The sequence below is a fragment of the Burkholderia multivorans ATCC BAA-247 genome (genome assembly GCF_000959525.1).
In the GTDB taxonomy this organism is placed as follows: domain Bacteria; phylum Pseudomonadota; class Gammaproteobacteria; order Burkholderiales; family Burkholderiaceae; genus Burkholderia; species Burkholderia multivorans.
In genome coordinates, this window is record NZ_CP009832.1 from 2,753,953 (window position 1) to 2,774,557 (window position 20,605).

Genomic DNA, 20,605 nt, shown 5'->3' on the forward strand with positions numbered 1-20,605 from the left:
TTTCGTCGGTCAGCAGCGCGGGCCGGCGAGCGTGTTCTCAGCGCCGCCCGAACCAGCGGTCGAAGCGCCGCGTGTAGTTGAGATCGACGCCCTGGAACGTGCCGCCGTACGCGGACACCGACCAGAAACGCGTCAGGTTGATCGTCGCCTTGAACGCGTTGCTCGCCGACTGCAGCCCCTGCTCGTAGCCGAGCACGAAGCGTTCGTTGATCGCCTTCGAGATCTGCACGACCTGCGGGTCGGTCAAGCCGACGTCGCTGCGGCCGATCGAGAATTCGTCGAGCCCGAAGGTCTGCGCGACGCGCTTGCCGGTCGCGCTGCCGAGCAGCGCGAGCGCGGCCGTCATCGTGTTCTGCTGGCCGATGTTGTTGCCCTGGTCGGTGCCGTGGCCGAACAGCAGCCACGACAGCTTTTCGTTGTCGGTCACGTTCGGCTCCGACACGAGCTTGACCGTCGGCGACTGGATCGTGCCCGTCACCTGCACGCCCGCTTCGACTTCCTGATTGCGCCGCATCGCGAGAATGTTGACGCCCGGATTCGATACCGGGCCGTTGAACGTGAAGAAGCCGTTCTCGATCGCGAGCTTGCGGCCGAACGACGTGTAGGTCGACCCTTCCGTCACGCGCACGTTGCCGATCGCGCGCAGCGGCACGCCCGGCGCGCTCATCACGGTGATCGTGCCGCGCAGGCCGAGATCGGCGCCGTGCCCTTTGAAGCGGAAGTTGTCGCCGAGGCCGATGTCGATGTTCGCGCGCGGCGCGAGCGACGGCGCAGGCTTGTCCGCGGCCTTTTGCGGCTTCGCGGCCGCGGTGCCGGTCTGCGTTTCGCCGCGCACCGTGCCGTCCGGCCGCACGATCACGACGTCGTCCGACAGATGCGGTGCCGATTCTTCCGGCAGATCGAACAACGCGCGATCGACGACGAACTTGCCGTCGATCGACAGCGCGCCGCGCGGCCCGTCGTTGGCGACCGTCGCCTTGCCGGACAGCGACAGCTTGCGGTCCGGCGCCGCGAACAGTTCGAGCTTGTCCGCGACGATGCTCGCGGTCAGGTCCGGCGCTTCGCCGTCCAGACGCACGCGACCGAGCGCGCGCAGCGTGCCGTCGCCGCCGTGGAACTCGACCTGCTGGAATTCGACGAGGTTTTCCGCGAGCCGCACGCGCACGACGCCGTCCTTCAGCTGCACGCCCTGATCGACGAGCGTCGCCGAGAGATCGTCGCCGGTCAGCATCCCGGACACGTTCGGCTTCGCCGGCGTGCCGGCGACCGTCAGCTTCAGCGCGGCGCGCCCGCCGAGCAGGTAGCTCGGGCCGAACAGGTTGCCGGTCGCCTTCAGCGACGGAATGTCGGCGTCGATGCGGCCCGACAGCGGCCCGTCGTCGGCGACGGCGAGCACGCCGTCGCGCGGCGCGAGCGGCACCGCGACGTTCGCATCGAGCGTGCCGATCCGGTTCGCCTTCGCGGCCGCGGTCACGTTCACGCGGTTGCCGGGGCCGAACGCGGCGCGCGCCGACAGATCGGTCAGCCCGAGCGATGCGATCCCGCGGCCGGTCTCGATCGTCACGTCGCCGCCGCGACGCTTCATCTGCAGATAGCCGGTCGCGGTCGCGCCGAGCGAAAAGTCCCAGTCGGCATCGAGTACGACGTCGGTCCGCACCGGCGGACGCTCGCCCGTCAGTTCCTGGCGCACTTCGAGGAAACGCGCGACCGATGCGCCGCTCACCGCACCGGCCGAACGAATCTGGCCGTGGTCGAACACGAACGACTTCAGGTCGATCGCCGCACCTTCGAGCGTGAGGCGCGCCGCACCGAGCGTCACGCGGCCCGTGCCGGCCGACACGGTCAGCGGCGTCTGCAGCGCGACGGCCGGCGTGCCGCGGTTCGCGAGACGCGTGACCGTGCCGTCCCAGCGCATGCCGTCGCGGCCCTCGGTCACGCCGCCGTTCGCCGCGAGCGTCATGTCGATCACGCGGCCGCCGGCGGCGCCGAGCGCCGATGCGTCGAACGTATGCTTCGCGCGCGTGCCCTCGAGGTTCGCGCGCAGCGACTTCAGCTGCAGCGAGCCGAGTGCGATGTCGCTCGCGTCCGCGGTGAACACGAGCGCGCCGTGCGCGCCGTCGCGGATGTCCGCGCGGCCCTGCGCGGCGCCGATCCGGTTCGACCCGACGACCACGTGCTCGGCCTTGTACGTGGCCGTCACGTTCGGGTGCGCGAAGCTGCCCGTCAGATCGCCCTGCGCCTGCACGAGCCCCTGCACGCCGAAGCCGAGCCGGTCGAGCTGCGGCGCATCGACGACGAAATTGAGCCGGTCGCCCGGCGCGCCGAAGCTGCCGTGCAAATCGACGCGGTTGCCGGCGATCGACAGATTCGCATTGCTCGGCAGGATGCGCGCGCCCGCGAGCTGCACGACGCCCGCGCCGGTCAGCGGCACGCCGTCGTAGACGCTGTCGCCGAGCTTGAACGTCGCCTTCGTCGACAGTTGCGGCGCAAACGCGCCCGATGCGGTCAGCGTGCCGTTCACGCGCGTGTCGCCGCGGCCGGCCGGCCCCTTGCCCTTCGCGGGCGCCTTGCCGGCACCCGCCTTCGGCGCGCTCGCGGCCGCGAGCAGCAGCGGATCGAACGCGGTCAGCGTGGCCTTCGCGTCGTAGCTCGAATGCGCGTCGTGGCGGAACGCGCCGGTCAGGTCGATCCGCCCTTTGCCGGCCGTCACGCGCGCCTCGCTGATCACCGTCTGCTGCGCGGTCAGCGCGACCTTCGCGCGTGCGCCGAGCGCGAGCTTCGGATCGGTCAGGTCGAAATCGACGGTCGTCGCGTCGCCGGCAAGCGTCACGCCGAGCGGGCCGCCGAGCCGCATCGGCCGCAGCGCGGCGACGAACGCGTTCAGATCGAGGTTCGCGACCTTCAGATCGAACCGGCCCTTGCCGCCGCTCAGCGTGCCGCCGCCCGTCACGCTCCCGTCGCGGATCAGCTTCAGCGCGAGTCCGTCGATGCGCTGCGCGTGCGCATCGAGATGCACGGTCGCGTGTGCGTCGACGATCGGCAGCAGATGATCGCCGAGCGTGCCGGGCTTCGCGTTCACGATCGACACCGGCCCCGTGACGGCGAAGCCGTGCGGCTGCGCGGCACCGGCCGGCGCCGTCACCGGCTCGAGTGCGGCGCGCACCGCGAGATCGGCGGCTGGCGCGCTCGGCGAAATCGCCTTCGGGTTCACGTGATCGAACGCGAGCGACGCGCGCGTGAGCGGCACCGTGCCGAACGGCGCGGCCTCGACGTGCGCGCGTCCGTTGAGCTTCATCCCGCTCGCGTCGACGTCGGCGACCAGCGCCTCGAGCGAGCCCGACACGCGCGCGCGCGCATCGACCGGCTCGTCGGCGAACTTGCCCGCATAGGTCGCGTCGCCCGTCAGCGCGAACGGCTTCATGCCGTCGAGCTTCGCACGCGCGGTCAGCGAGCCGTACGGCGTATCGATGCTGTCGAGCGCCAGTTCGTGATGGCGGCCGTCGCTGCGGCCGTTCAGCGCGATGCGATCGAGCTGCGTCGTCGAGGCGCCTTCGTGGATCGCCAGATGATCGATCCGCAGATCGCCGATCCGCAGCTGCAGCGGCAGCCGCAGGTCCTGCGGCGCCGCGCTCGGCGTCGACGGGCCCGGCGCGATCCGCACGTCGATCGTCCCCGCGCGCAGGTACGCGATCGACAGCCGCAGCGGCGCGCGTGTCAGTGCCCAGCGGCCGTCGAGGCGGTCGACGCGCACTTCGGTGCCCGCGCCGCCGGGGCTAGTCCATGCGACGTCGCGCAGCCGCACGCCGGTCGCGAGCGCGCCGCCCTGCAGCGTGCCGGCGAGCCGGCCGCCGAGCACGCGCACGGCCGTCTGCCACGCAAGCCGCGTGCCGCGCTCGGTCGTCGCCGCGGCGAACACGAGCGCGAGTGCGAGCACGACGAGCAGCACGAGCGCCACGAGCGTCCAGCCGGCCACCCGCAGCGCACGGCCGCGCCGCCGCGGGCGCGGCGGTTCGGCCGGCGCGCCGTCGGGCGAATCCGGATCGTGGGGCGGCGGCGTGTCGTTCGGGTCCTTCGTCATGCGGATCGTCGTCGGTGTAGCGGTTCGTTCAGAATGCGATGCCGAGCGTCAGGTACGGACGCACGCTGCGGTTGCGCAGCCCGTACGCGACGTCGACGTTGATCGGGCCGACCGGGCTGCGCCAGCGCGCGCCGATGCCGACGCCCGGATAGAACACCTTCTCGCCCCACGCATCGGTCGCGGTGCCGATGTCGAAGAACGTCGCGGCGCCCCAGTCGCGGTTGAACCAGTGCTGGTATTCGGCGGTGCCCGTCATCAGGTACTTGGTCGGCAGCACCGAGCCGTCGACGCTATTGCCGATGCTCTGGTAGCCGTAGCCGCGCACCGAGTTCGAGCCGCCCGCGCGGAACAGCAGCGACGCCGGCACCTGGGACGAGCTGCCGCTCGTGAATACGCCGCCGAGCTCGGCGCGGAACACGAACAGGTCGCGCTTGCCGATCGGCACGTACTGCTGGCCGCGCGCATAGCCGCGAATGAAGGTCTGGTCGGTCAGCACGCCCTTGATCGCGAAGCCGGCCTCCGCATGGATCAGGTTGCCCGAGCGCGGAAACAGCGGATCGTCGACATTGCGGCGCGTCCACGCCCACTGCGGCACCAGCGCGCGGCTCGTGGTCGGGCCCGCGCTGTTCTGGTCGAGCCGGTCCTGATAGAACATCAGCGAGTACGCATAGTCGATGAACTGCCCGGTGCGCGTCCGCTGCGCACCGACGCGCGCACTGTAGATGCGCGTGTCCGACACGTTGGTGTTCGTGTACGACGCGAGCACGCTGTTGGTCCAGCCGCGTTCGCCCGGCGGCATCGACAGCTGGATCTGCCCGTACTGCTGGATCTGGTCGAGCCGGCCCGATACGGTGAGCGGCCACGCGGCGCCGAACGTGTTGAGGTATGTGTACGAGCCCTGCACGTGCGGGCCCGTATCGGTCGCGTAGCCGACGCCGCCGCGTATGCTGTTGTACGGAAACTCGCTGACCTTCACGTGTACGGGCGTGCGCTCGGGCTTGCTGACGTCGTCGCCGACGTCGATCGCGACGCTCGCGTAGTACGGCGTGTTCTGCAGCTGCCGCTGCAGTTCGTTGATCCGCTGCACGTCGTAGATCTCGCCTTCGGACAGCGGATTCACGTTCGTGACGATCCGCTCCGGATAGCGGCGCACGCCGTCGACGTCGACCTTGCCGATCGTAAACGTCGGGCCGCTGTCGAACGTGACCGCGAGGGCCGCGCGCTGCGTGCGCGGGTCGATCCGCGCTTCGGACGACACGATCTTCGCGCCGAGGTAGCGACGCGCCTGCAACTGCCGCAGCGCCGCGTTCTTGGCGCCGTCCCAGTCGGACTGCGTAAACGGGTCGCCCGTCTTCAGCGAGAACGCGAAACGCGTGGCGGCTTCCTGCTTCGGATCTTCGGTGTCGACGGGTCCCTTGAACGTCAGGTCGACCGACGACACGAACGTCTGCGGTCCCGGTTCGACGGCGACGCGCACGTCGCGCTTGCCGTCGCGCGTGCGCACGTCGGTGCGCACGACCGGCGAGAAATAGCCGGCCGTCGCGGTCAGGTCGCGCACCTGCTGCGGCGTCGCGGTGACGAGGAAGTCGAACTGGTCGTCGGTGATGTCGTCGCGCTTCGCGAAGCGCGCGATGTCGAGATGCGCGCTCAGCAGCTTGCGGATCGCGCGCGGCGCGTCGATGTCGACCTGGTACTTGGCCTGCGCCGGCAGCGCGAAACAGGCGACGAGACAGCCTGCGAGCGCGGCGCGCGCGGTTGCGCCGGCGCGGCGCGGTGCCGGATCGCGCGAGGCGCGGCGGGCCGCGTCATGCGCCGGAAGTCGTTGCTGGTTCGCGTGCCCCGCCAAATATGACCTCGCCCTCGGTTGTCACGATTTCATGGAAAACCCTGTATTTGACCACAGGGTAGCGGCCGCGCCCGCGCGGACGCCGCTTTGATGCTTGGGCGCAACGCCCGGTGCGCCGCCGGACGCCGGACGCCGCGCACCGGGCGCCGGCCCGCCGATTCGACGCGCGATTGACGCCGGCTGTTCCCCGCGATGCGGTAAAATCCCGCCATCGCAGAACCCGGCGCGTCGTGCGCCATGCCAACGGAAAGCCAAGCCATGCCGTACCAGTCCGACGTCACGCAATTCCTGAACCAGCTCAAGCAGCAGAAGCCGACGCTCGAAGAAGAGCAGCGCAAGGGCCGCGCGCTGCTGTGGGACAAGCAGCCGATCGACCTCGACGAGCGCGCCGAGCAGCAGCAGTCGCGCGTGAAGCAAACGCCGTACGTCTACTACCAGAACTTCTGACGACGTGAGCACCGCCGACGAGGCCAGCGCCGCCCGCGAGGACGACGCGGTCGCCGCGCCCGCGGGTGCCGATTCGACGCCCGACACGGTCGACGGCGTCGCGGCGTTCGCTCGCCTGTACGGCGAGCCGTTGTTCAAGCTGCCGCAGGATCTCTACATCCCGCCCGATGCGCTCGAGGTCTTCCTCGAAGCGTTCGAAGGCCCGCTCGATCTGCTGCTGTACCTGATCCGCAAGCAGAACTTCAACGTGCTCGACATCCCGATGGCGCAGGTCACCGCGCAGTATCTCGGCTACGTCGACCAGATCCGCGCGTCGAATCTCGAGCTGGCCGCCGAATATCTGCTGATGGCCGCGATGCTGATCGAGATCAAGTCGCGCATGCTGCTGCCGGTGAAGAAGGCCGATACCGGCGAGGAAGCGGAAGATCCGCGCGCCGAGCTCGTGCGCCGGCTGCTCGAGTACGAGCAGATGAAGCTCGCCGCGCAGCGCCTCGACCAGTTGCCGCAGCTCGGCCGCGACTTCCTGCGCGCCGAGGTCTACATCGAGCAGAGCATCACGCCGCGCTTCCCGGACGTGAACGCGGACGACCTGCGCGCCGCCTGGGCCGACGTGCTCAAGCGCGCGAAGCTCGTCCAGCATCACAAGATTTCCCGCGAGGAACTGTCCGTTCGCGAACACATGAGCCTGATCCTGCGCCGGCTGCAGAACGCGCGCTTCATGGAGTTCGCGGATCTGTTCGACACGTCGCGCGGCGTGCCGGTCGTCGTCGTCAACTTCATCGCGATGCTCGAGCTCGCACGCGAATCGCTCGTCGAAATCACGCAGGCCGAGCCGTTCGCGCCGATCTACGTGCGCCTCGCGTACCTGCCCGCGTAACGCGCGGCCGGCCGCGACCGGTGAAATAGAACGACCGTTCCCTTTTCGGTGCGTCCGCTGGCCAAATCCACTACAATCCGCCGACGCCCGCCGCGTGGTCTGCGCGCGGGCGCGTTTCACTCCGACCCCGACGCCGCCTGCCGCGGCGGCAACGCGCGCACGCGCGAGGAATTCGCTACCCGATCATGAAAGTCATCAGCTCGATCCAGGAACTGCGCGACCAGCTGCGCGGCCAGAACCGCACGGCGTTCGTGCCGACGATGGGCAATCTGCACGAAGGCCATCTGTCGCTGATGCGCCTCGCGCGCCAGCACGGCGATCCGGTCGTGGCGAGCATTTTCGTCAACCGCCTGCAGTTCGGTCCGAACGAGGATTTCGACAAGTATCCGCGCACGCTCCAGGACGACATCGAGAAGCTGCAGAAGGAAAACGTCTACGTGCTGTTCGCGCCGACCGAGCGCGACATGTATCCGGAACCGCAGGAATACCGCGTGCAGCCGCCGGACGATCTCGGCGGCATTCTCGAAGGCGAGTTCCGGCCGGGCTTCTTCACGGGCGTCTGCACGGTCGTCGCCAAGCTGATGGCCTGCGTGCAGCCGCGCGTGGCCGTGTTCGGCAAGAAGGACTATCAGCAGCTGATGATCGTGCGGCGCATGTGCCAGCAGCTCGCGCTGCCGGTCGACATCGTCGCAGCCGAGACCGTGCGCGACACGGACGGCCTCGCGCTGTCGTCGCGCAACCGCTATCTGTCGGACGCCGAGCGCAGCGAAGCGCCGGAACTCGCGCGCACGCTGCAGCGCGTGCGCGAGCGCGTGCTGGCCGGCGAACGCGACCTCGGCAAGCTCGAGCACGACGCGCGCACCCATCTCGCGGACCGCGGCTGGGCGCCCGACTACATCTCGATCCGCCGCCGTGCGAACCTGATCGCACCGAACGCCGCCGAACTCGACGCCGGCGAGCCGCTCGTCGTGCTCGCAGCCGCGAAGCTCGGCGCGACGCGCCTCATCGACAACCTGGAAATCTGACGGCCGCCGAGCGCCCCGTCACGACGCATCACGGAGACATCATGCAGCGCCACATGCTCAAATCGAAAATCCATCGCGCGGCCGTCACGCACTGCGAGCTGCACTACGAAGGCTCGTGCGCGATCGACGAAGACCTGCTCGAAGCGGCGAACATCGTCGAAAACGAGCGGATCGACATCTGGAACATCAACAACGGCGAGCGGTTCTCGACGTACGCGATCAAGGGCGAGCGCGGCAGCGGGATGATCTCGCTGAACGGCTCGGCTGCGCGCCGCGCGCAGCTCGGCGATCTGGTCATCATCGCCGCGTTCGCGATGGTCGAGGAGGCCGAACTGCAGGCCGGCTGGAAGCCGAAGCTCGTGTTCATCGACGAAGGCAACAAGATCAAGGGCCACCGCGATCACGTGCCGACGCAAACCTGGACCTGAGCGGCCCGCCGCAACGACGAAGGGCTGGATCTCCGCCACGCGCGGACATCCAGCCCTTTTTATTTTTGGCCGTGGCCGGCGCTGCGCGCTCGGGCCGCCGGCCGGCATTCACGACGCCTTCGCGACCTTCGCCCCCTTCCCCGCGCTGCGCTCCGCCCATTCGACGATCGGCCCCCACTGCTCGAGATCCTTGTCGACGCGGCTTTTCGCGACGTCCCAGAGCGTCAGGCCGTGCGCGGCGATCTGTACGTAGTTCTGCGTGTCGCGCAGGTAGCCGAGCACCGGCAGTCCGAGCCCCTCGACGAAACGGTGCAGCTGGTCGGACGAACGCGTGCGCGCGTCGACGCGCATCCCGACTATGCCGACCTCGACGCTGCCCTTGCGTACGGCCTTTTCGGTCGCGAGGCGTTCGAGAAACTGCTGCGTCGCCAGAATATCGAACATCGACGGCTGCAACGGCACGATGACCTTGTCGGCCAGCTGCAGCGCGACGTTCAGCCGCGTGCCGTGCAGGCCGGCCGGCGTGTCGATCACCGCGTATTCGAGGCCGCGCGGCGGCTTCGACGGCGCGTCCGGATCGAGATTCCACGCCTCGATCGTCGGCAGCCCGGCCGGCCGCAGGTCGAGCCACGCATGCGCGGACTGCTGCCGGTCGAGATCGGCGAGCGCGACCCACGCGCCCTGCGCCGCGAAATAACCGGCAAGGTTGGTGGACAGCGTGCTCTTGCCGACGCCGCCCTTCGGATTCGCCACCACGATGACCGTCATGAATTCCCCCGAAAAAGCCGCGCGGCGCCGGCTGCATGGCCGGCGCCGCTCATTGCGGATACAGGGAGCGATGATATCGGTAAAACGGGTATCGCCGAAACGGGTTGCACCGATCCGCTGCCGTGCGCGGCCGGTACGCCTTCCCTATGTCGCTTACGCGCGTCGCGGTTCGGCGCCCGATGCGTCGAGCGCGAATGCGCCGCCGCCGAGCAGCGCCTGCACGACGAGCGTCACCGCCCAGAACGCCGGGTATTCCCAGCCGCCGTGCGGCGCGCCGAAACTCCAGCCGTTCGGCAGATGCGCCGAGACCGCGCCGAGCATGAACGGCAGCAGCACGAGCGCGGCGAGCCGCACGCGCACGCCGGCGAGCAGCGCGAGGCCGCCCACGAGCTCGACGAGCGTCGTCAGATAGGCGAGCCAGCCCGGCAGGCCGATCGACGCGAAAAACTGCGCGGTGCCGGGCAGCGTGAAGACGAATACCTTTTGCGCGACGTGCGCGAGATACAGCACACCGAGTGCGACACGCAGCAGCGTCGCGGCGAAATCGTTCAGGCGATCGGAATTCATGGCGGGTTCCTGTGAGAGTGAGTGATCGAATGGATCGCACTCTATTCGAAGCGATTTCTCGGATAAACACGCCGTTTCGCTTTCACTCGTTCTCAATGGGAATTAATCGAGGCAGGTGCCACGGGGCATGGGCCATGGGCCATGGGCCATGGGCCATGAGCCGTGAGTCACGAGTCAGAGCCGCGAGCCGCCGCTCGCCGGGCCTCGCCGGGCCTCGCCGGGCCTCGCCGGGCCTCGCCGGGCCTCGCCTAGGCTCGCCGGGCGGGGCCGGGCCAAGCCGAGCCGAGCCGAGCCGAGCCGAGCCGAGCCGAGCCAAGCCAAGCCAAGCCGAGCCGAGCCGAGCCGAGCCGGGCCGAGCCGGGCCGAGCCGGGCTGAGCTGAGTCAACCACGCCGAGCCGGGACACGCCGCTCCGAGCCCCACTCCCGCCCGCCGCCGCGCGACTCAGCGAAACGCCGCGTACAGCGCGCCGAGGTCCAGATGCGCGGCGAACGTGTCCGCGAGCCGCTCCAGCGACGCCTCGCGCAGCGCCGGATAATCGATCCGTTCGGCGCGATCGAGCCCGGCCCACGCGAGCAGCGCCGTGCATGCGTCCGGCGCGTCGAACAGTCCGTGCACGTAGGTCGCGAGAATCTGCCCGTCCGCGGACAGCGCGCCGTCTGCACGCATGCCGCCCGCCGCCGCGCCGTCTTCCGCCAGCTCGAGGGCCGGCGACGCGAGCGCGGGCCCGCGCGTGTCGCCCATATGGATTTCGTAGCCGTGTACCGCGGCGGCGCCCGGCAGCGCGAGGCGCCCGGTCACGTTCTTCAGCGTCTTGTCGGGCTGCAGCGTCGTCGCGAAATCGAGCAGCCCAAGCCCCGGCACGCTGCCGGGCGCGCCTTCGAGGCCGAGCGGATCGTCGAGCGTGCGGCCGAGCATCTGCATCCCGCCGCAGATGCCGATCACCTTGCCGCCGTAGCGCAGATGGCGCTGGATGACCGCTTCCCAGCCCGCCTCGCGCAGCCACGCGAGATCGCGCTGCACGCTCTTCGAGCCGGGCAGGATCAGCAGGTCGGCGTTCGGCACGGGGCCGCTTTTCCAGTACGTGAATTCGACCTGCGGATGCGCGCGCAGCGGATCGAAGTCGGTGTGATTGCTGATGCGCGGCAGCGCCGGCACGACGACGCGCAGCACGCCCGCGTCGCTGCGCGCGGCCGCGCTGCGCGCCTGCGCGGGCAGCATGTCCTCAGCATCGAGCAGCAGCCCGTGCAGATACGGCAGCACGCCGAACACCGGCTTGCCCGTCTGCGCGCGCAGCCAGTCGAGGCCCGGCTCCAGCAGCGCGATATCGCCGCGGAAGCGGTTGATCACGAAGCCGCGCACGCGCGCGCGCTCGCTGTCCGACAGGCATGCGAGCGTGCCGACGAGATGCGCGAACACGCCGCCGCGGTCGATGTCGGCGACCAGCACGACCGGACAGTCGACGCGCTCGGCAAAGCCCATGTTCGCGATGTCGCCTTCGCGCAGGTTGATCTCGGCCGGGCTGCCGGCACCTTCGACGATCACCGCGTCGTAACGCGAGCGCAGCCGCGCGTACGATTCGAGCACCGCATCGAACGCGACCGGCTTGTAGTCGTGATACGCGCGCGCGTTGAGGTTCGCGCGCGCCTTGCCGTGGATGATCACCTGCGCGCCGCGATCGCTGGTCGGCTTCAGCAGCACCGGATTGAAATCCGTATGCGGCGCGACGCCGGCGGCCAGCGCCTGCAGCGCCTGCGCGCGGCCGATCTCGCCGCCGTCGGTCGTGACCGCGCTGTTGAGCGCCATGTTCTGCGGCTTGAACGGCGCGACGCGCACGCCGGCGCGGCGCGCAAGGCGGCACAGGCCCGCGACGAGCGTGCTCTTGCCCGCGTCGGACGTCGTGCCCTGGATCATCAGCGTGCCGCGCGGCAGCAGGTCGGGTGCATTCATCGTGAGAAAAATCCGGAGCGACGCAAAGGCGGCATTATCGCCCGCGTCGCGACGCGCGGCGCCGTTACAATCACGCGATGATTCCGCACGACCTCACCTTCGTTCTCGGCGGCGCGCGCTCGGGCAAGAGCGCCTACGCCGAACGGCTCGCCGCCGACAGCGGCCGCCCCGTCACCTACATCGCGACGGCCGCCGCGACGGCCGACGATGCCGAATTCGCGAGCCGCATCGCGCACCATCGCGCGCGCCGGCCCGCGGACTGGGGCTTCGCCGATGCGCCGGTCGCGCTCGCCGAGACGCTCGCGCAACTCGACGATCCGCGCGCATGCCTGCTCGTCGACTGCCTGACGCTGTGGCTCGCGAACCTGCTGTGCCCGGCCGACGGCGAACCGCTCGACGCGGCACGCTACGCGGCGCACGTCGATGCGCTCGACGCGGCGCTGCGCGGCGCGCGCGCGAAGGTGATCGTGGTCAGCAACGAGATCGGCCTCGGCGTCGTACCGCTCGGCTCGGTCACGCGCCGCTACGTCGACGAACTCGGGCGGCTGAACCAGCGCATCGCGGCGCTCGCGACGCGCGTGACGCTGCTCGTCGCGGGCCTGCCGCTCGACATCAAGCCGGGAGCGCCGACATGCTGATGCTGTCGCTGCCGATCGTCGCGATGCTCGCGGTCGCGGCCGCGTTCGTCGACCGCGTATTCGGCGAGCCGGCCGGCTGGCATCCGCTCGTCGCGTTCGGACGGCTCGCGGCACGCATCGAGGCCGCGCTGAACACCGGCCGGCGCGGCCGCATCGCCGGCGTGGCCGCATGGGCGGCGGCCGTCGTGCCGCCGGTCGCGCTCGCCACCCTGCTCGCGGCCGCACTGCCGTGGCCGCTCGCGGCCGCGCTGCACGTCGCGCTGCTCTGGTTCGCGCTCGGCGCGAAGAGCCTCACCGAACACGTCGCGCCGATCGCCGCCGCGCTGCTGCGCCGCGACCTCGACGCGGCGCGCACGCTGACCGCGCGCATCGTGTCGCGCGACACGAGTGCGGCCGACGAAGAAGCGCTGTCGCGTGCGGCCGTCGAATCGGCGCTCGAAAACGGCAATGATGCGATCTTCGGCGCGCTGTTCTGGTTCGTCGTCGCCGGCGGCCCGGGCGCATTGCTGTTCCGCCTCGCGAACACGCTCGACGCGATGTGGGGCTACCGCACGCCGCGCTTCGCGACGTTCGGCTGGGCCGCCGCACGCATCGACGACGCGCTGAACTGGATCCCCGCGCGTCTGACCGCAGCGAGCTACGCGCTGCTCGGCGACACGGCCGCCGCCTGGCGCTGCTGGCGCACGCAGGCGCACCGCTGGGACAGCCCCAACGCGGGCCCCGTGATGGCGGCCGGCGCCGGGAGCCTGAACGTGCGGCTCGGCGGCCCGGCCGTCTATCACGGCGCGCTCGAGGATCGCCCCGCGCTCGGTACCGGCGCGCTCGCGACGGCCGCGCACGTCGTCGCCGCGCTCTCGCTCGTCACGCGCACGCTCGCACTGTGGCTCGCGCTGCTCGTCGCGAGCGCCGCGCTCGTCATGGCCGCTCATCATGTCTGATACTCCGATCGCGCACGGCGGCAATCTGTACGAAGCCGCGCGCCGCTACGGCATTCCCTACGAGGCATGGCTCGACCTGTCGACCGGCATCAACCCGGTCGGCTACCCGGTGCCGCCGGTGCCGGCCGACGCATGGCGGCGGCTGCCCGACGACGGCGATGGCCTCGCCGGCTGCGCGGCGCGCTACTACGGCGTGCGCGACGATGCGCACGTGCTGCCCGTCGCCGGCAGCCAGGCCGCGATCCGTGCGCTGCCTGCGCTGCTGCCGCCCGGCGACGCCGGCGTCGCACCGCTCGCATACGGCGAATATGCGCCCGCGTTCGCGCGGCACGGCCATCGCGTCGTGCCGCTCGACATCGCCGCCGACGCACTGCCGGCCACGCTGCGCCATGCGATCGTCGGCAACCCGAACAATCCGACCGCTGAATCGGTTTCCGTCGGGCGCCTGCTCGGCTGGCATGCGCAGCTCGCTGCGCGCGGCGGCACGCTGATCGTCGACGAAGCGTTTGCCGATACCGGCGCCGTCGATTCGCTCGCGTCCTACGCCGATCGGCCCGGTCTCGTCGTGCTGCGCTCGGTCGGCAAGTTCTTCGGTCTGGCCGGCATCCGCGCGGGCTTCGTGCTCGCGCACCCCGCGCAAATCGGCGCGCTGCGCGCGCTGCTCGGCGCGTGGACGGTCGGCGGTCCCGCGCGCCACGCGGTCGCCGCCGCGTTCGCCGATCGCGCCTGGCAGGCCGCCGCGCGCGAACGGCTCGCGGCCGACGGCGCACGACTCGCCGCGCTGCTGCGCGCGCACGGCTTCGCGGTGCGCGCGACGCCGCTGTACAGCTGGACCGACGACGCGCGCGCGGCGGCGCTGCATGCGGCGCTCGCGACGCGCGGCATCTGGACGCGCTACTTCGCGCAACCGTCGAGCGTGCGCATCGGGCTGCCGGGCAGCGAAGCCGAATGGCAGCGCATCGCCGACGCGCTCGCGCAATGCGTGCCGACGCTGGAGCGCGCATCGGCATGAACACCCGCTCGTTGCGCCCGCTGCTGTCCGCAGCCATGCTCGCGCTGCTCGCCCACGCGCCGCTCGCACACGCGGACGTCAGCGCACGCGACGACGCCGGCCTGACCGTCACGCTGCCCGCGCCCGCGCGACGCGTGATCAGCCTCGCGCCGCACGTGACCGAACTCCTGTACGCGGCCGGCGGCGGCGCCAAGCTCGTCGGCACCGTCACGTACAGCGATTACCCGCCGGCCGCGAAGTCGGTGCCGCGCGTCGGCGACAACAAGGCGCTCGACCTCGAGCGGATCGCCGCGCTGCGGCCGGACCTGATCGTCGTCTGGCGGCACGGCAATGCCGAGCGACAGACCGATGCGCTGCGTGCACTGCACATTCCGCTCTTCGTCAGCGATCCGAAGCATCTGGACGACATCGCGTCGTCGCTGCGCCGGCTCGGCACGCTGCTCGGCACGCAGCCGGCCGCCGATGCGGCGGCCGCGTCGTTCGAGCGCGACATCGCGGCCCTGCGTGCACGCTACGCGGCGCGCGCGCCCGTCACGGTGTTCTTCCAGGCATGGGACCGCCCTCTGATGACGCTGAACGGCACGCATCTGATCAGCGACGTGATCGCGCTGTGCGGCGGCCGCAACGTGTTCGCGTCGCTGAAGCCGCTCGTGCCGACCGTCACCGACGAAGCGGTGCTTGCCGCGAATCCGGAAGCGATCGTGACGACGAGCGGCGGCGCGACGCGCTCGGACCAGGCGCTGCCGAGCCTCGAACGCTGGCGTGCATGGCCCGCGATGACGGCCGTCGCGCGCAACAACCTGTTCGCGATCGACGGCGATCTGCTGACGCGACCCGCGCCGCGCATCGCGGACGGCGCAGCCGCGCTCTGTACCGACCTCGATGCTGCACGCGCGCGCCGGCCGGCGCACTGAAAGACGATCGCGGCCGCCGTTCTGCGCGCCGGCGCGTGAACCGGCGCATGCCGTGCCGATAACGCGCTACGCGTCGTCCCATTGCACGACGTCCCACGCATCGCCGCCATCGTCCGCTCGCAGCCAGACGACACCGCCCGTCGGCACGGGCCGCGCGAGCAGCGTGTCGAGCGGCACGCGCAGCACATGGGCCGCGAACGCGCGAATCACGCCCGCATGCGTGACGATCCATTGCGGGACGCCGAGCCGCGCGATCGCGTCCGCGCGCTGCACGACGCGTGCGGCAAACTGCGCGACGCTTTCGCCGCCGTGCGCACGCGCATGCATCAGATCGGCAGCCCATGCATCGAGCGCCGCACGGTCGATGTCGTTCCAGCGCTGCATTTCCCACGCGCCGAAATCGAGTTCCTGCCAGCCGGCGTCGCGTTCGCACGGCACGCCGCACATGTGCGCGAGCCGGTCGGCGACCGTCGCGCAGCGCGTGAGCGGACTCGTGCCGATGCACGCGGGCAGCGGCGCGCCGAGTGCGGTCAGCCGATCGTGCAGCAGGCGCGCGGCCGCGTCGGCAGAACCGGCGAGCGGCACGTCGGTGCGTCCGTAGCAGACCCCCGACGCGACCGCGACGGCCGGATGACGGATCAGGACGACATCCATCCGAGCATCACCAGATAGATCGCGAGCTCGCTCGCCTGCTGCGCGAAGCCGAGACAGTCGCCCGTATAGCCGCCGATCCGCTTCACGAAATAGCGCGCCGCACACGCGCGCACGAGCGCGAGTGCGACGAGCGCCGCGACGCCCGCGCGCCAGTCCGGCCAGAACAGCCACGGCAGACCGAATGCGGCCGCCATGCACGCTGCGCGCGCGTTCATCCGCTGCGCGACCGGCTTCGCCTTGCCTTCGGGCCGCACGTAGTCGAGCGACAGCAGCAGGCTCACGGCCGCCGCGCGGCTCGCCGCATGCGCGGCGATCATCGTCCACGCGGCGCGCAGCGGCGGCATCGCGGCCAGCGCCTGCCACTTCAGGCCGAGCGCGACGATCAGCGCGACCGCGCCGAACGTGCCGATCCGCGAGTCGTGCATGATGCGCAGCACGTCGTCGCGCGTATAGCCGCCGCCGAACGCGTCGCAGCTGTCGGCGAGACCGTCCTCGTGAAACGCGCCCGTCGCGAGCAGGGTCGCGGCCATCGACAGCCCGACGGCGATCGACGCGGGCAGCACGCGCAGCGCAGCGAGATAGACGAGCGCACCCCATGCGCCGACGCAGGCGCCGACGAGCGGGAAATAGCGCGCGGCCTGGTCGAGATCGCCGGCCGCGTAGCCGATCGCCTTCGGCACCGGCACGCGCGTGAAATAGCCGAGCGCGACGAAGAAGTACCGCACTTCCGCGCGCACGCCGCGGGCCGGCTCACGCATCACGATTGTCGACGCCCGCGGATTCGAAGCTCGCCATCTCGGCGAGAAACGCGGCGGCCGCGCGCACGAGCGGCAGCGCGAGCGCGGCACCCGTCCCTTCGCCGAGCCGCAGGTCGAGCGCGAGCAGCGGCTTCGCGCCGAAATGCTCGAGCATCCGCCGGTGGCCGGCCTCGTGCGATGCGTGCGAGAACACGCAGTAGTCGCGCACGCCCGGCGCGAGCCGCTCGGCGACGAGCAGCGCGGACGTCGAGATGAAGCCGTCGACGAGGATCGTCATCCGCTCGCTCGCGGCCGCGAGGTACGCGCCCGTCATCATCGCGATCTCGAAACCGCCGAACGTCGCGAGCACGTCGAGCGGCGCAATCGCGTGCGAGTGCCGCGCGAGCGCACGCGCAAGTACCGCGCGCTTGTGCGCGAGACCCTGATCGTCGAGACCCGTGCCGCGGCCGACGCACGCGTCGATCGGCACATCGAGCAGCCGGCTCATCAGGCACGCGGCCGCCGACGTGTTCGCGATCCCCATCTCGCCGAAGCCGATCACGTTCGTGCCGAGCGCCGCATGATGACGCACGCGCGCCGCGCCGGCCGCGAGCGCCGCCATCGCGTCGTCGCGCGTCATCGCCGGCTCGACCGCGAAATTGCGCGTGCCGCGGCCGATCGGCAGCGACACGAGCCGCTCGGACGCCGGCAACGGCGACGCGACGCCCGCATCGACGATCTCGAGTTCGCTTTGCGCGACGCCCGAGAACGCATTGATCGCCGCGCCGCCGGCGAGAAAGTTGGCGACCATCTGCGCGGTCACCGATTGCGGATACGGGCTCACGCCTTCCACCGCGATCCCGTGATCGCCGGCGAACACGATCATCGCCGGGCGCTGCACGCGCGGCTGCTCGGTGCGCTGGATCAGCCCGATCTGCAACGCGAGCGCCTCGAGCTGGCCGAGACTGCCAGGCGGCTTCGTCTTGTGGTCGATCACGTGCTGCAGGCGCTTGCGCAGCGCATCGTCGAGCGGCGCGATCGGCGGAAGGAATTCGGTCGGAGTGGTCATCGAAAGGGAGCCTCGTCGGCGCGGCTTGCGCCGTACGCCGGAACAATGGAAATCATGCGCGCCGCTCGGGCCACGCGGGCAGCAATGCATCGCGGCCGTTTTCACGGATCAGCACGAGCGGATAGCCGAACGCGTCGCTCGCCCGTTCGGGCGTGAGCACGTCGCATACCGGCCCGGACCATGCTTGGCCGCGGCCGTCGAGCAGCAGCGCATGCGTCGCGAAACGTCGCGCGAGATTCAGGTCGTGGCACGAGAACAGCACGGTGCGCGCGCGCGCGTGAACCCAGTCGGTCAGCGCGGTCAGGCAGTCGATCTGGTGATGCAGATCCAGATGCGCGAGCGGCTCGTCGAGCAGCATCAGCGGCGCGTCCTGGCACAGCGTCGCGGCCAGTGCGACGCGCTGCCGCTCGCCGCCCGACAGCGACAGCACGTCGCGCCCTGCGAGCGCGCTCAGGCCGAACGTCGCGAGCGCGGCGCGCGCCGCCTCGCGGTCTCCGTCGCGCTCCCAGCCCCAGCCGGCGAGATACGGAAAGCGGTTGAGCAGCACCGTGTCGAACACCGTCGCGCTGAATGCGTCGTGCAGTTGCTGCGGCATCAGCGCGCGGCGCTGCGCGAGTTGCGCGGGCGGCCATGCGGACAACGGCCGGCCGTCGATCTCGACATTGCCGCCGGCCGGCGGCCGCAGTCCCGCGAGCGTCGCGAGCAGCGTCGTCTTGCCGGCGCCGTTCGGGCCCGCGACGCACCAGATTTCGCCGGGCCGGAACGCCTGCGTGAACGCCGCGAGCAGCGTGCGTGCGCCGGCCTTCAGCGTCAGGTCGCGCGCTGCGTAGGCGCCTTGTTCTGCGGCATCGAACCTGGCCGCGGTCATCGTGTCGGCCTCCTCAGCAACATCCACAGGAACACCGGCACGCCGATCAGCGCGGTCATCACGCCGACCGGCAATTGCGCGGGCGCGATCGCGCTGCGCGCGAGCAGGTCGGCCGCCATCACGCCGCTGCCGCCCGCGAGCATCGCGGCGGGCAACAGCATGCGCTGATCGTTGCCGAACGCGAGCCGCAGCGCGTGCGGCACGACGAGGCCGACGAAGCCGATCGTGCCGGCCGTCGTGACCGCGGCCGCGGCGGCGAGCGATGCGGCGAGATAGACGCGCACGCGCAGCCGCGCGACCGGCACGCCGAGCGCGAGCGCCGCCGCGTCGCCGCGCAGCAGCACGTTCAGCTGCGGCGCGGCCGGCAGCGCGACGGCGGCGGCGAGCAGCAGCGCACCCCACGCGAACCATGGCGCGCTCGCGCCGTTCAGATCGCCGGTCAACCAGAACAGGATGCCGCGCAGCCGCGCATCGGGCGCGATCGACAGCAGCAGCGTGACGAGCGCGCCCCAGCCGGCGGCCATCACGACGCCGGTCAGCAGCAGCCGCGGCGATGCGTCGCGCGATTCGCCGCGCCACAGTTCGCGACGTGCGAGGCCAAGCACGAGCGCGATCGACACGAGCGCACCGGCGAACGCCGATGCATCGACGAGCCACCACGCACCGCCCGCAATCATCGCGGCGAGCGCGAAGCCGGCCGCGCCGCCCGACACGCCGAGCACGTACGGCTCCGCGAGCGGATTGCGCAGCAGGACCTGCAACAGCGCGCCGGCGAGCGCGAGCAACGCGCCGCACGCGAAGCCGGCCAACGCACGCGGAAGCCGCAGCGTGCGCACGATGTCGGCGAACAGCGCAGCATCGCCCGTCGCGTCGCTGCCGTGCGGCACGAGCGCCGCGAGCGCCTGCCACGGCGACATCGCCACGCTGCCGATCGACAGCGACGCGACGAGCAGTAGCGCGGCGGCGGCCGCGAGCGCGGCCCAGATCGCGGCGGCGCGACGCGCGTTCATACGGCGCGCAGCGCACGGCATGCCGTGCGCTGCGTGTGCGCGCGAATGCGCGCGATGGCCGCAGCCGGCACGGGCGCGGCGGCGCGGGAGGTCACGATGATCGGCAAACGAATCGTCCTGGTCGGGCGGGTTGGCGAAGCGAGGTGCGCGGCGCTGCGGCCGCGCGCGATCTGCGCAATATAGAGGAAAGCGCCGGCATCGACGCTGCCGCGCGGACGTCGGCCGCAGGTCGAGCATGTGGCGGCGTGCGCGAGCCAAGGTCGATGCTGCGGCGCCGCTGCGCGCGAGCGGCTGCCGCCCGCAGAGCGACGCGCACCATGGCGCCCGCCGCGCACGCATGCACACGCACCGGCGCAAACACAGACGCGGGCACGAACGGCGCCGCAGCGAACGGCGAAGCCGCACGCGGCACGCGGCGCCAGGCGGACGATTGGGGTCGGCATCGAAGAAAGTCCCGTGAAGCACTGCGCGTCCCGCCTCCCCGCAGGCCGCGCGTCACGAAGCCCGCACGGGCTCCCCGCCTCGGCCGGTATCCGGGCTGGCGGCGCACCGGCTCGCCTTCCCGCGCGAACGAACGCGCAGTGGCCCGCGCTTGCGTGCATTGCACGCGAAACGCGCCCGAGCCGGCCTGCATCGAACGATGCGGCCGCTTACCGTTGCGGGGGCAGCGCAGGCGAGCGGCGTCCTGGCGAACGCGCGCATTCCTGCTTCCCGTTTAACCGCGCGTGTCACGCGCGAGCACCGAGGCGGCGCCAGTTTAGGAGCGGGCCGCGCGAGCGT

The 20,605-nt window shown here is 71.2% G+C and carries 18 protein-coding genes and 1 riboswitch; of the genes, 8 read left to right on the plus strand and 10 right to left on the minus strand.

The window, feature by feature from the left end:
* Positions 1 to 37 precede the first annotated feature (37 nt).
* Together NP80_RS25255 and NP80_RS25260 are read right to left on the minus strand one after the other, a co-directional pair.
* Positions 38 to 4,078: a translocation/assembly module TamB domain-containing protein gene (locus NP80_RS25255; RefSeq protein ID WP_045594219.1), complete on the minus strand. Its 4,041-nt coding sequence runs from the start codon at positions 4,076 to 4,078 to the stop codon at positions 38 to 40.
* Positions 4,079 to 4,106: 28 nt separating this feature from the next.
* A complete protein-coding gene (locus tag NP80_RS25260; protein ID WP_006410544.1) occupies positions 4,107 to 5,924 on the minus strand; it encodes an autotransporter assembly complex protein TamA in 1,818 nt (605 codons plus the stop codon).
* A 258-nt stretch (positions 5,925 to 6,182) separates the two neighbouring features.
* On the opposite strand from NP80_RS25260, the gene NP80_RS25265 reads away from it, so the two are divergent.
* The 4 genes from NP80_RS25265 to panD all read left to right on the plus strand — a co-directional run bounded on the left by NP80_RS25265 (position 6,183) and on the right by panD (position 8,701).
* Entirely contained in the window at positions 6,183 to 6,371 is a 189-nt protein-coding gene (locus NP80_RS25265) for a DUF3460 family protein (protein ID WP_006398608.1), read from the plus strand.
* Positions 6,372 to 6,375: 4 nt separating this feature from the next.
* A complete protein-coding gene (locus NP80_RS25270) occupies positions 6,376 to 7,248 on the plus strand; it encodes a segregation and condensation protein A (protein ID WP_006398607.1) in 873 nt (290 codons plus the stop codon).
* A gap of 185 nt (positions 7,249 to 7,433) precedes the next feature.
* Entirely contained in the window at positions 7,434 to 8,273 is an 840-nt protein-coding gene (panC, locus tag NP80_RS25275) for a pantoate--beta-alanine ligase (protein ID WP_006410543.1), read from the plus strand.
* Positions 8,274 to 8,314: 41 nt separating this feature from the next.
* The gene (gene panD, locus NP80_RS25280) at positions 8,315 to 8,701 is read left to right on the plus strand and encodes an aspartate 1-decarboxylase (RefSeq protein WP_006398605.1); all 387 of its coding nucleotides are present in this window, start codon (positions 8,315 to 8,317) and stop codon (positions 8,699 to 8,701) included.
* Between the two features lie 108 nt (positions 8,702 to 8,809).
* Here the strand turns inward: panD and NP80_RS25285 are convergent, their stop codons facing one another.
* The 3 genes from NP80_RS25285 to NP80_RS25295 all read right to left on the minus strand — a co-directional run bounded on the left by NP80_RS25285 (position 8,810) and on the right by NP80_RS25295 (position 11,985).
* Complete coding sequence (locus NP80_RS25285; RefSeq protein WP_006398604.1) at positions 8,810 to 9,469, minus strand: ParA family protein; 660 nt, start codon at positions 9,467 to 9,469, stop codon at positions 8,810 to 8,812.
* A gap of 153 nt (positions 9,470 to 9,622) precedes the next feature.
* Positions 9,623 to 10,036 (minus strand): DoxX family protein, encoded by a 414-nt coding sequence (locus tag NP80_RS25290; RefSeq protein ID WP_006405828.1) that lies wholly within the window; start codon positions 10,034 to 10,036, stop codon positions 9,623 to 9,625.
* 443 nt (positions 10,037 to 10,479) lie between these two features.
* Entirely contained in the window at positions 10,480 to 11,985 is a 1,506-nt protein-coding gene (locus tag NP80_RS25295; RefSeq protein ID WP_006410952.1) for a cobyric acid synthase, read from the minus strand.
* 77 nt (positions 11,986 to 12,062) lie between these two features.
* On the opposite strand from NP80_RS25295, the gene cobU reads away from it, so the two are divergent.
* From cobU to NP80_RS25315, 4 genes are read left to right on the plus strand one after another with little or no spacing between them, the layout of a single operon-like run.
* Positions 12,063 to 12,623 carry a bifunctional adenosylcobinamide kinase/adenosylcobinamide-phosphate guanylyltransferase gene (gene cobU, locus NP80_RS25300; protein WP_006405831.1) on the plus strand — a complete coding sequence of 187 codons (561 nt, stop codon included), beginning with the start codon at positions 12,063 to 12,065 and terminating at the stop codon, positions 12,621 to 12,623.
* The gene (gene cbiB, locus NP80_RS25305; RefSeq protein WP_045594221.1) at positions 12,617 to 13,561 is read left to right on the plus strand and encodes an adenosylcobinamide-phosphate synthase CbiB; all 945 of its coding nucleotides are present in this window, start codon (positions 12,617 to 12,619) and stop codon (positions 13,559 to 13,561) included. The genes cobU and cbiB overlap by 7 nt, the downstream gene beginning before the upstream one ends.
* Positions 13,554 to 14,573, plus strand: a complete 1,020-nt coding sequence (cobD, locus tag NP80_RS25310; protein ID WP_045594223.1) for a threonine-phosphate decarboxylase CobD — start codon at positions 13,554 to 13,556, stop codon at positions 14,571 to 14,573. The genes cbiB and cobD overlap by 8 nt, the downstream gene beginning before the upstream one ends.
* Positions 14,570 to 15,487: a cobalamin-binding protein gene (locus NP80_RS25315; RefSeq protein WP_035946626.1), complete on the plus strand. Its 918-nt coding sequence runs from the start codon at positions 14,570 to 14,572 to the stop codon at positions 15,485 to 15,487. Before cobD ends, NP80_RS25315 begins: the two co-directional genes overlap by 4 nt.
* Positions 15,488 to 15,553: 66 nt before the next feature.
* Here NP80_RS25315 and cobC read toward each other — a convergent pair whose 3' ends face one another.
* From cobC to NP80_RS25340, 5 genes are read right to left on the minus strand one after another with little or no spacing between them, the layout of a single operon-like run.
* Complete coding sequence (gene cobC / locus NP80_RS25320) at positions 15,554 to 16,141, minus strand: alpha-ribazole phosphatase (protein WP_006409914.1); 588 nt, start codon at positions 16,139 to 16,141, stop codon at positions 15,554 to 15,556.
* A complete protein-coding gene (locus NP80_RS25325; protein ID WP_006409915.1) occupies positions 16,126 to 16,899 on the minus strand; it encodes an adenosylcobinamide-GDP ribazoletransferase in 774 nt (257 codons plus the stop codon). The genes cobC and NP80_RS25325 overlap by 16 nt, the downstream gene beginning before the upstream one ends.
* Positions 16,892 to 17,947, minus strand: coding sequence for a nicotinate-nucleotide--dimethylbenzimidazole phosphoribosyltransferase (gene cobT, locus NP80_RS25330; RefSeq protein WP_006409913.1), 1,056 nt, complete (start codon positions 17,945 to 17,947; stop codon positions 16,892 to 16,894). The genes NP80_RS25325 and cobT overlap by 8 nt, the downstream gene beginning before the upstream one ends.
* Before the next feature lie 52 nt (positions 17,948 to 17,999).
* On the minus strand, positions 18,000 to 18,815 hold the full coding sequence (locus tag NP80_RS25335) for an ABC transporter ATP-binding protein (RefSeq protein WP_006409917.1): 816 nt from the start codon (positions 18,813 to 18,815) through the stop codon (positions 18,000 to 18,002).
* Positions 18,812 to 19,825: a FecCD family ABC transporter permease gene (locus NP80_RS25340; RefSeq protein ID WP_045594362.1), complete on the minus strand. Its 1,014-nt coding sequence runs from the start codon at positions 19,823 to 19,825 to the stop codon at positions 18,812 to 18,814. Before NP80_RS25340 ends, NP80_RS25335 begins: the two co-directional genes overlap by 4 nt.
* Before the next feature lie 507 nt (positions 19,826 to 20,332).
* Positions 20,333 to 20,586, minus strand: a riboswitch (cobalamin riboswitch).
* Positions 20,587 to 20,605: the final 19 nt, after the last annotated feature.

What these genes read in the sequence shown, in the direction of transcription:
- panD (WP_006398605.1), top strand. Translation starts at nt 8,315, where the DNA reads ATGCAGCGCCACATGCTCAAATCGAAAATCCATCGCGCGGCCGTCACG.
- NP80_RS25315 (WP_035946626.1), top strand. Translation starts at nt 14,570, where the DNA reads ATGAACACCCGCTCGTTGCGCCCGCTGCTGTCCGCAGCCATGCTCGCG.
- cobU (WP_006405831.1), top strand. Translation starts at nt 12,063, where the DNA reads ATGATTCCGCACGACCTCACCTTCGTTCTCGGCGGCGCGCGCTCGGGC.
- NP80_RS25255 (WP_045594219.1), bottom strand. Translation starts at nt 4,078, where the DNA reads ATGACGAAGGACCCGAACGACACGCCGCCGCCCCACGATCCGGATTCG.
- cobT (WP_006409913.1), bottom strand. Translation starts at nt 17,947, where the DNA reads ATGACCACTCCGACCGAATTCCTTCCGCCGATCGCGCCGCTCGACGAT.
- cbiB (WP_045594221.1), top strand. Translation starts at nt 12,617, where the DNA reads ATGCTGATGCTGTCGCTGCCGATCGTCGCGATGCTCGCGGTCGCGGCC.
- NP80_RS25285 (WP_006398604.1), bottom strand. Translation starts at nt 9,469, where the DNA reads ATGACGGTCATCGTGGTGGCGAATCCGAAGGGCGGCGTCGGCAAGAGC.
- NP80_RS25265 (WP_006398608.1), top strand. Translation starts at nt 6,183, where the DNA reads ATGCCGTACCAGTCCGACGTCACGCAATTCCTGAACCAGCTCAAGCAG.
- NP80_RS25295 (WP_006410952.1), bottom strand. Translation starts at nt 11,985, where the DNA reads ATGAATGCACCCGACCTGCTGCCGCGCGGCACGCTGATGATCCAGGGC.
- NP80_RS25290 (WP_006405828.1), bottom strand. Translation starts at nt 10,036, where the DNA reads ATGAATTCCGATCGCCTGAACGATTTCGCCGCGACGCTGCTGCGTGTC.
- cobD (WP_045594223.1), top strand. Translation starts at nt 13,554, where the DNA reads ATGTCTGATACTCCGATCGCGCACGGCGGCAATCTGTACGAAGCCGCG.
- panC (WP_006410543.1), top strand. Translation starts at nt 7,434, where the DNA reads ATGAAAGTCATCAGCTCGATCCAGGAACTGCGCGACCAGCTGCGCGGC.
- NP80_RS25325 (WP_006409915.1), bottom strand. Translation starts at nt 16,899, where the DNA reads ATGCGTGAGCCGGCCCGCGGCGTGCGCGCGGAAGTGCGGTACTTCTTC.
- cobC (WP_006409914.1), bottom strand. Translation starts at nt 16,141, where the DNA reads ATGGATGTCGTCCTGATCCGTCATCCGGCCGTCGCGGTCGCGTCGGGG.
- NP80_RS25340 (WP_045594362.1), bottom strand. Translation starts at nt 19,825, where the DNA reads ATGAACGCGCGTCGCGCCGCCGCGATCTGGGCCGCGCTCGCGGCCGCC.
- NP80_RS25335 (WP_006409917.1), bottom strand. Translation starts at nt 18,815, where the DNA reads ATGACCGCGGCCAGGTTCGATGCCGCAGAACAAGGCGCCTACGCAGCG.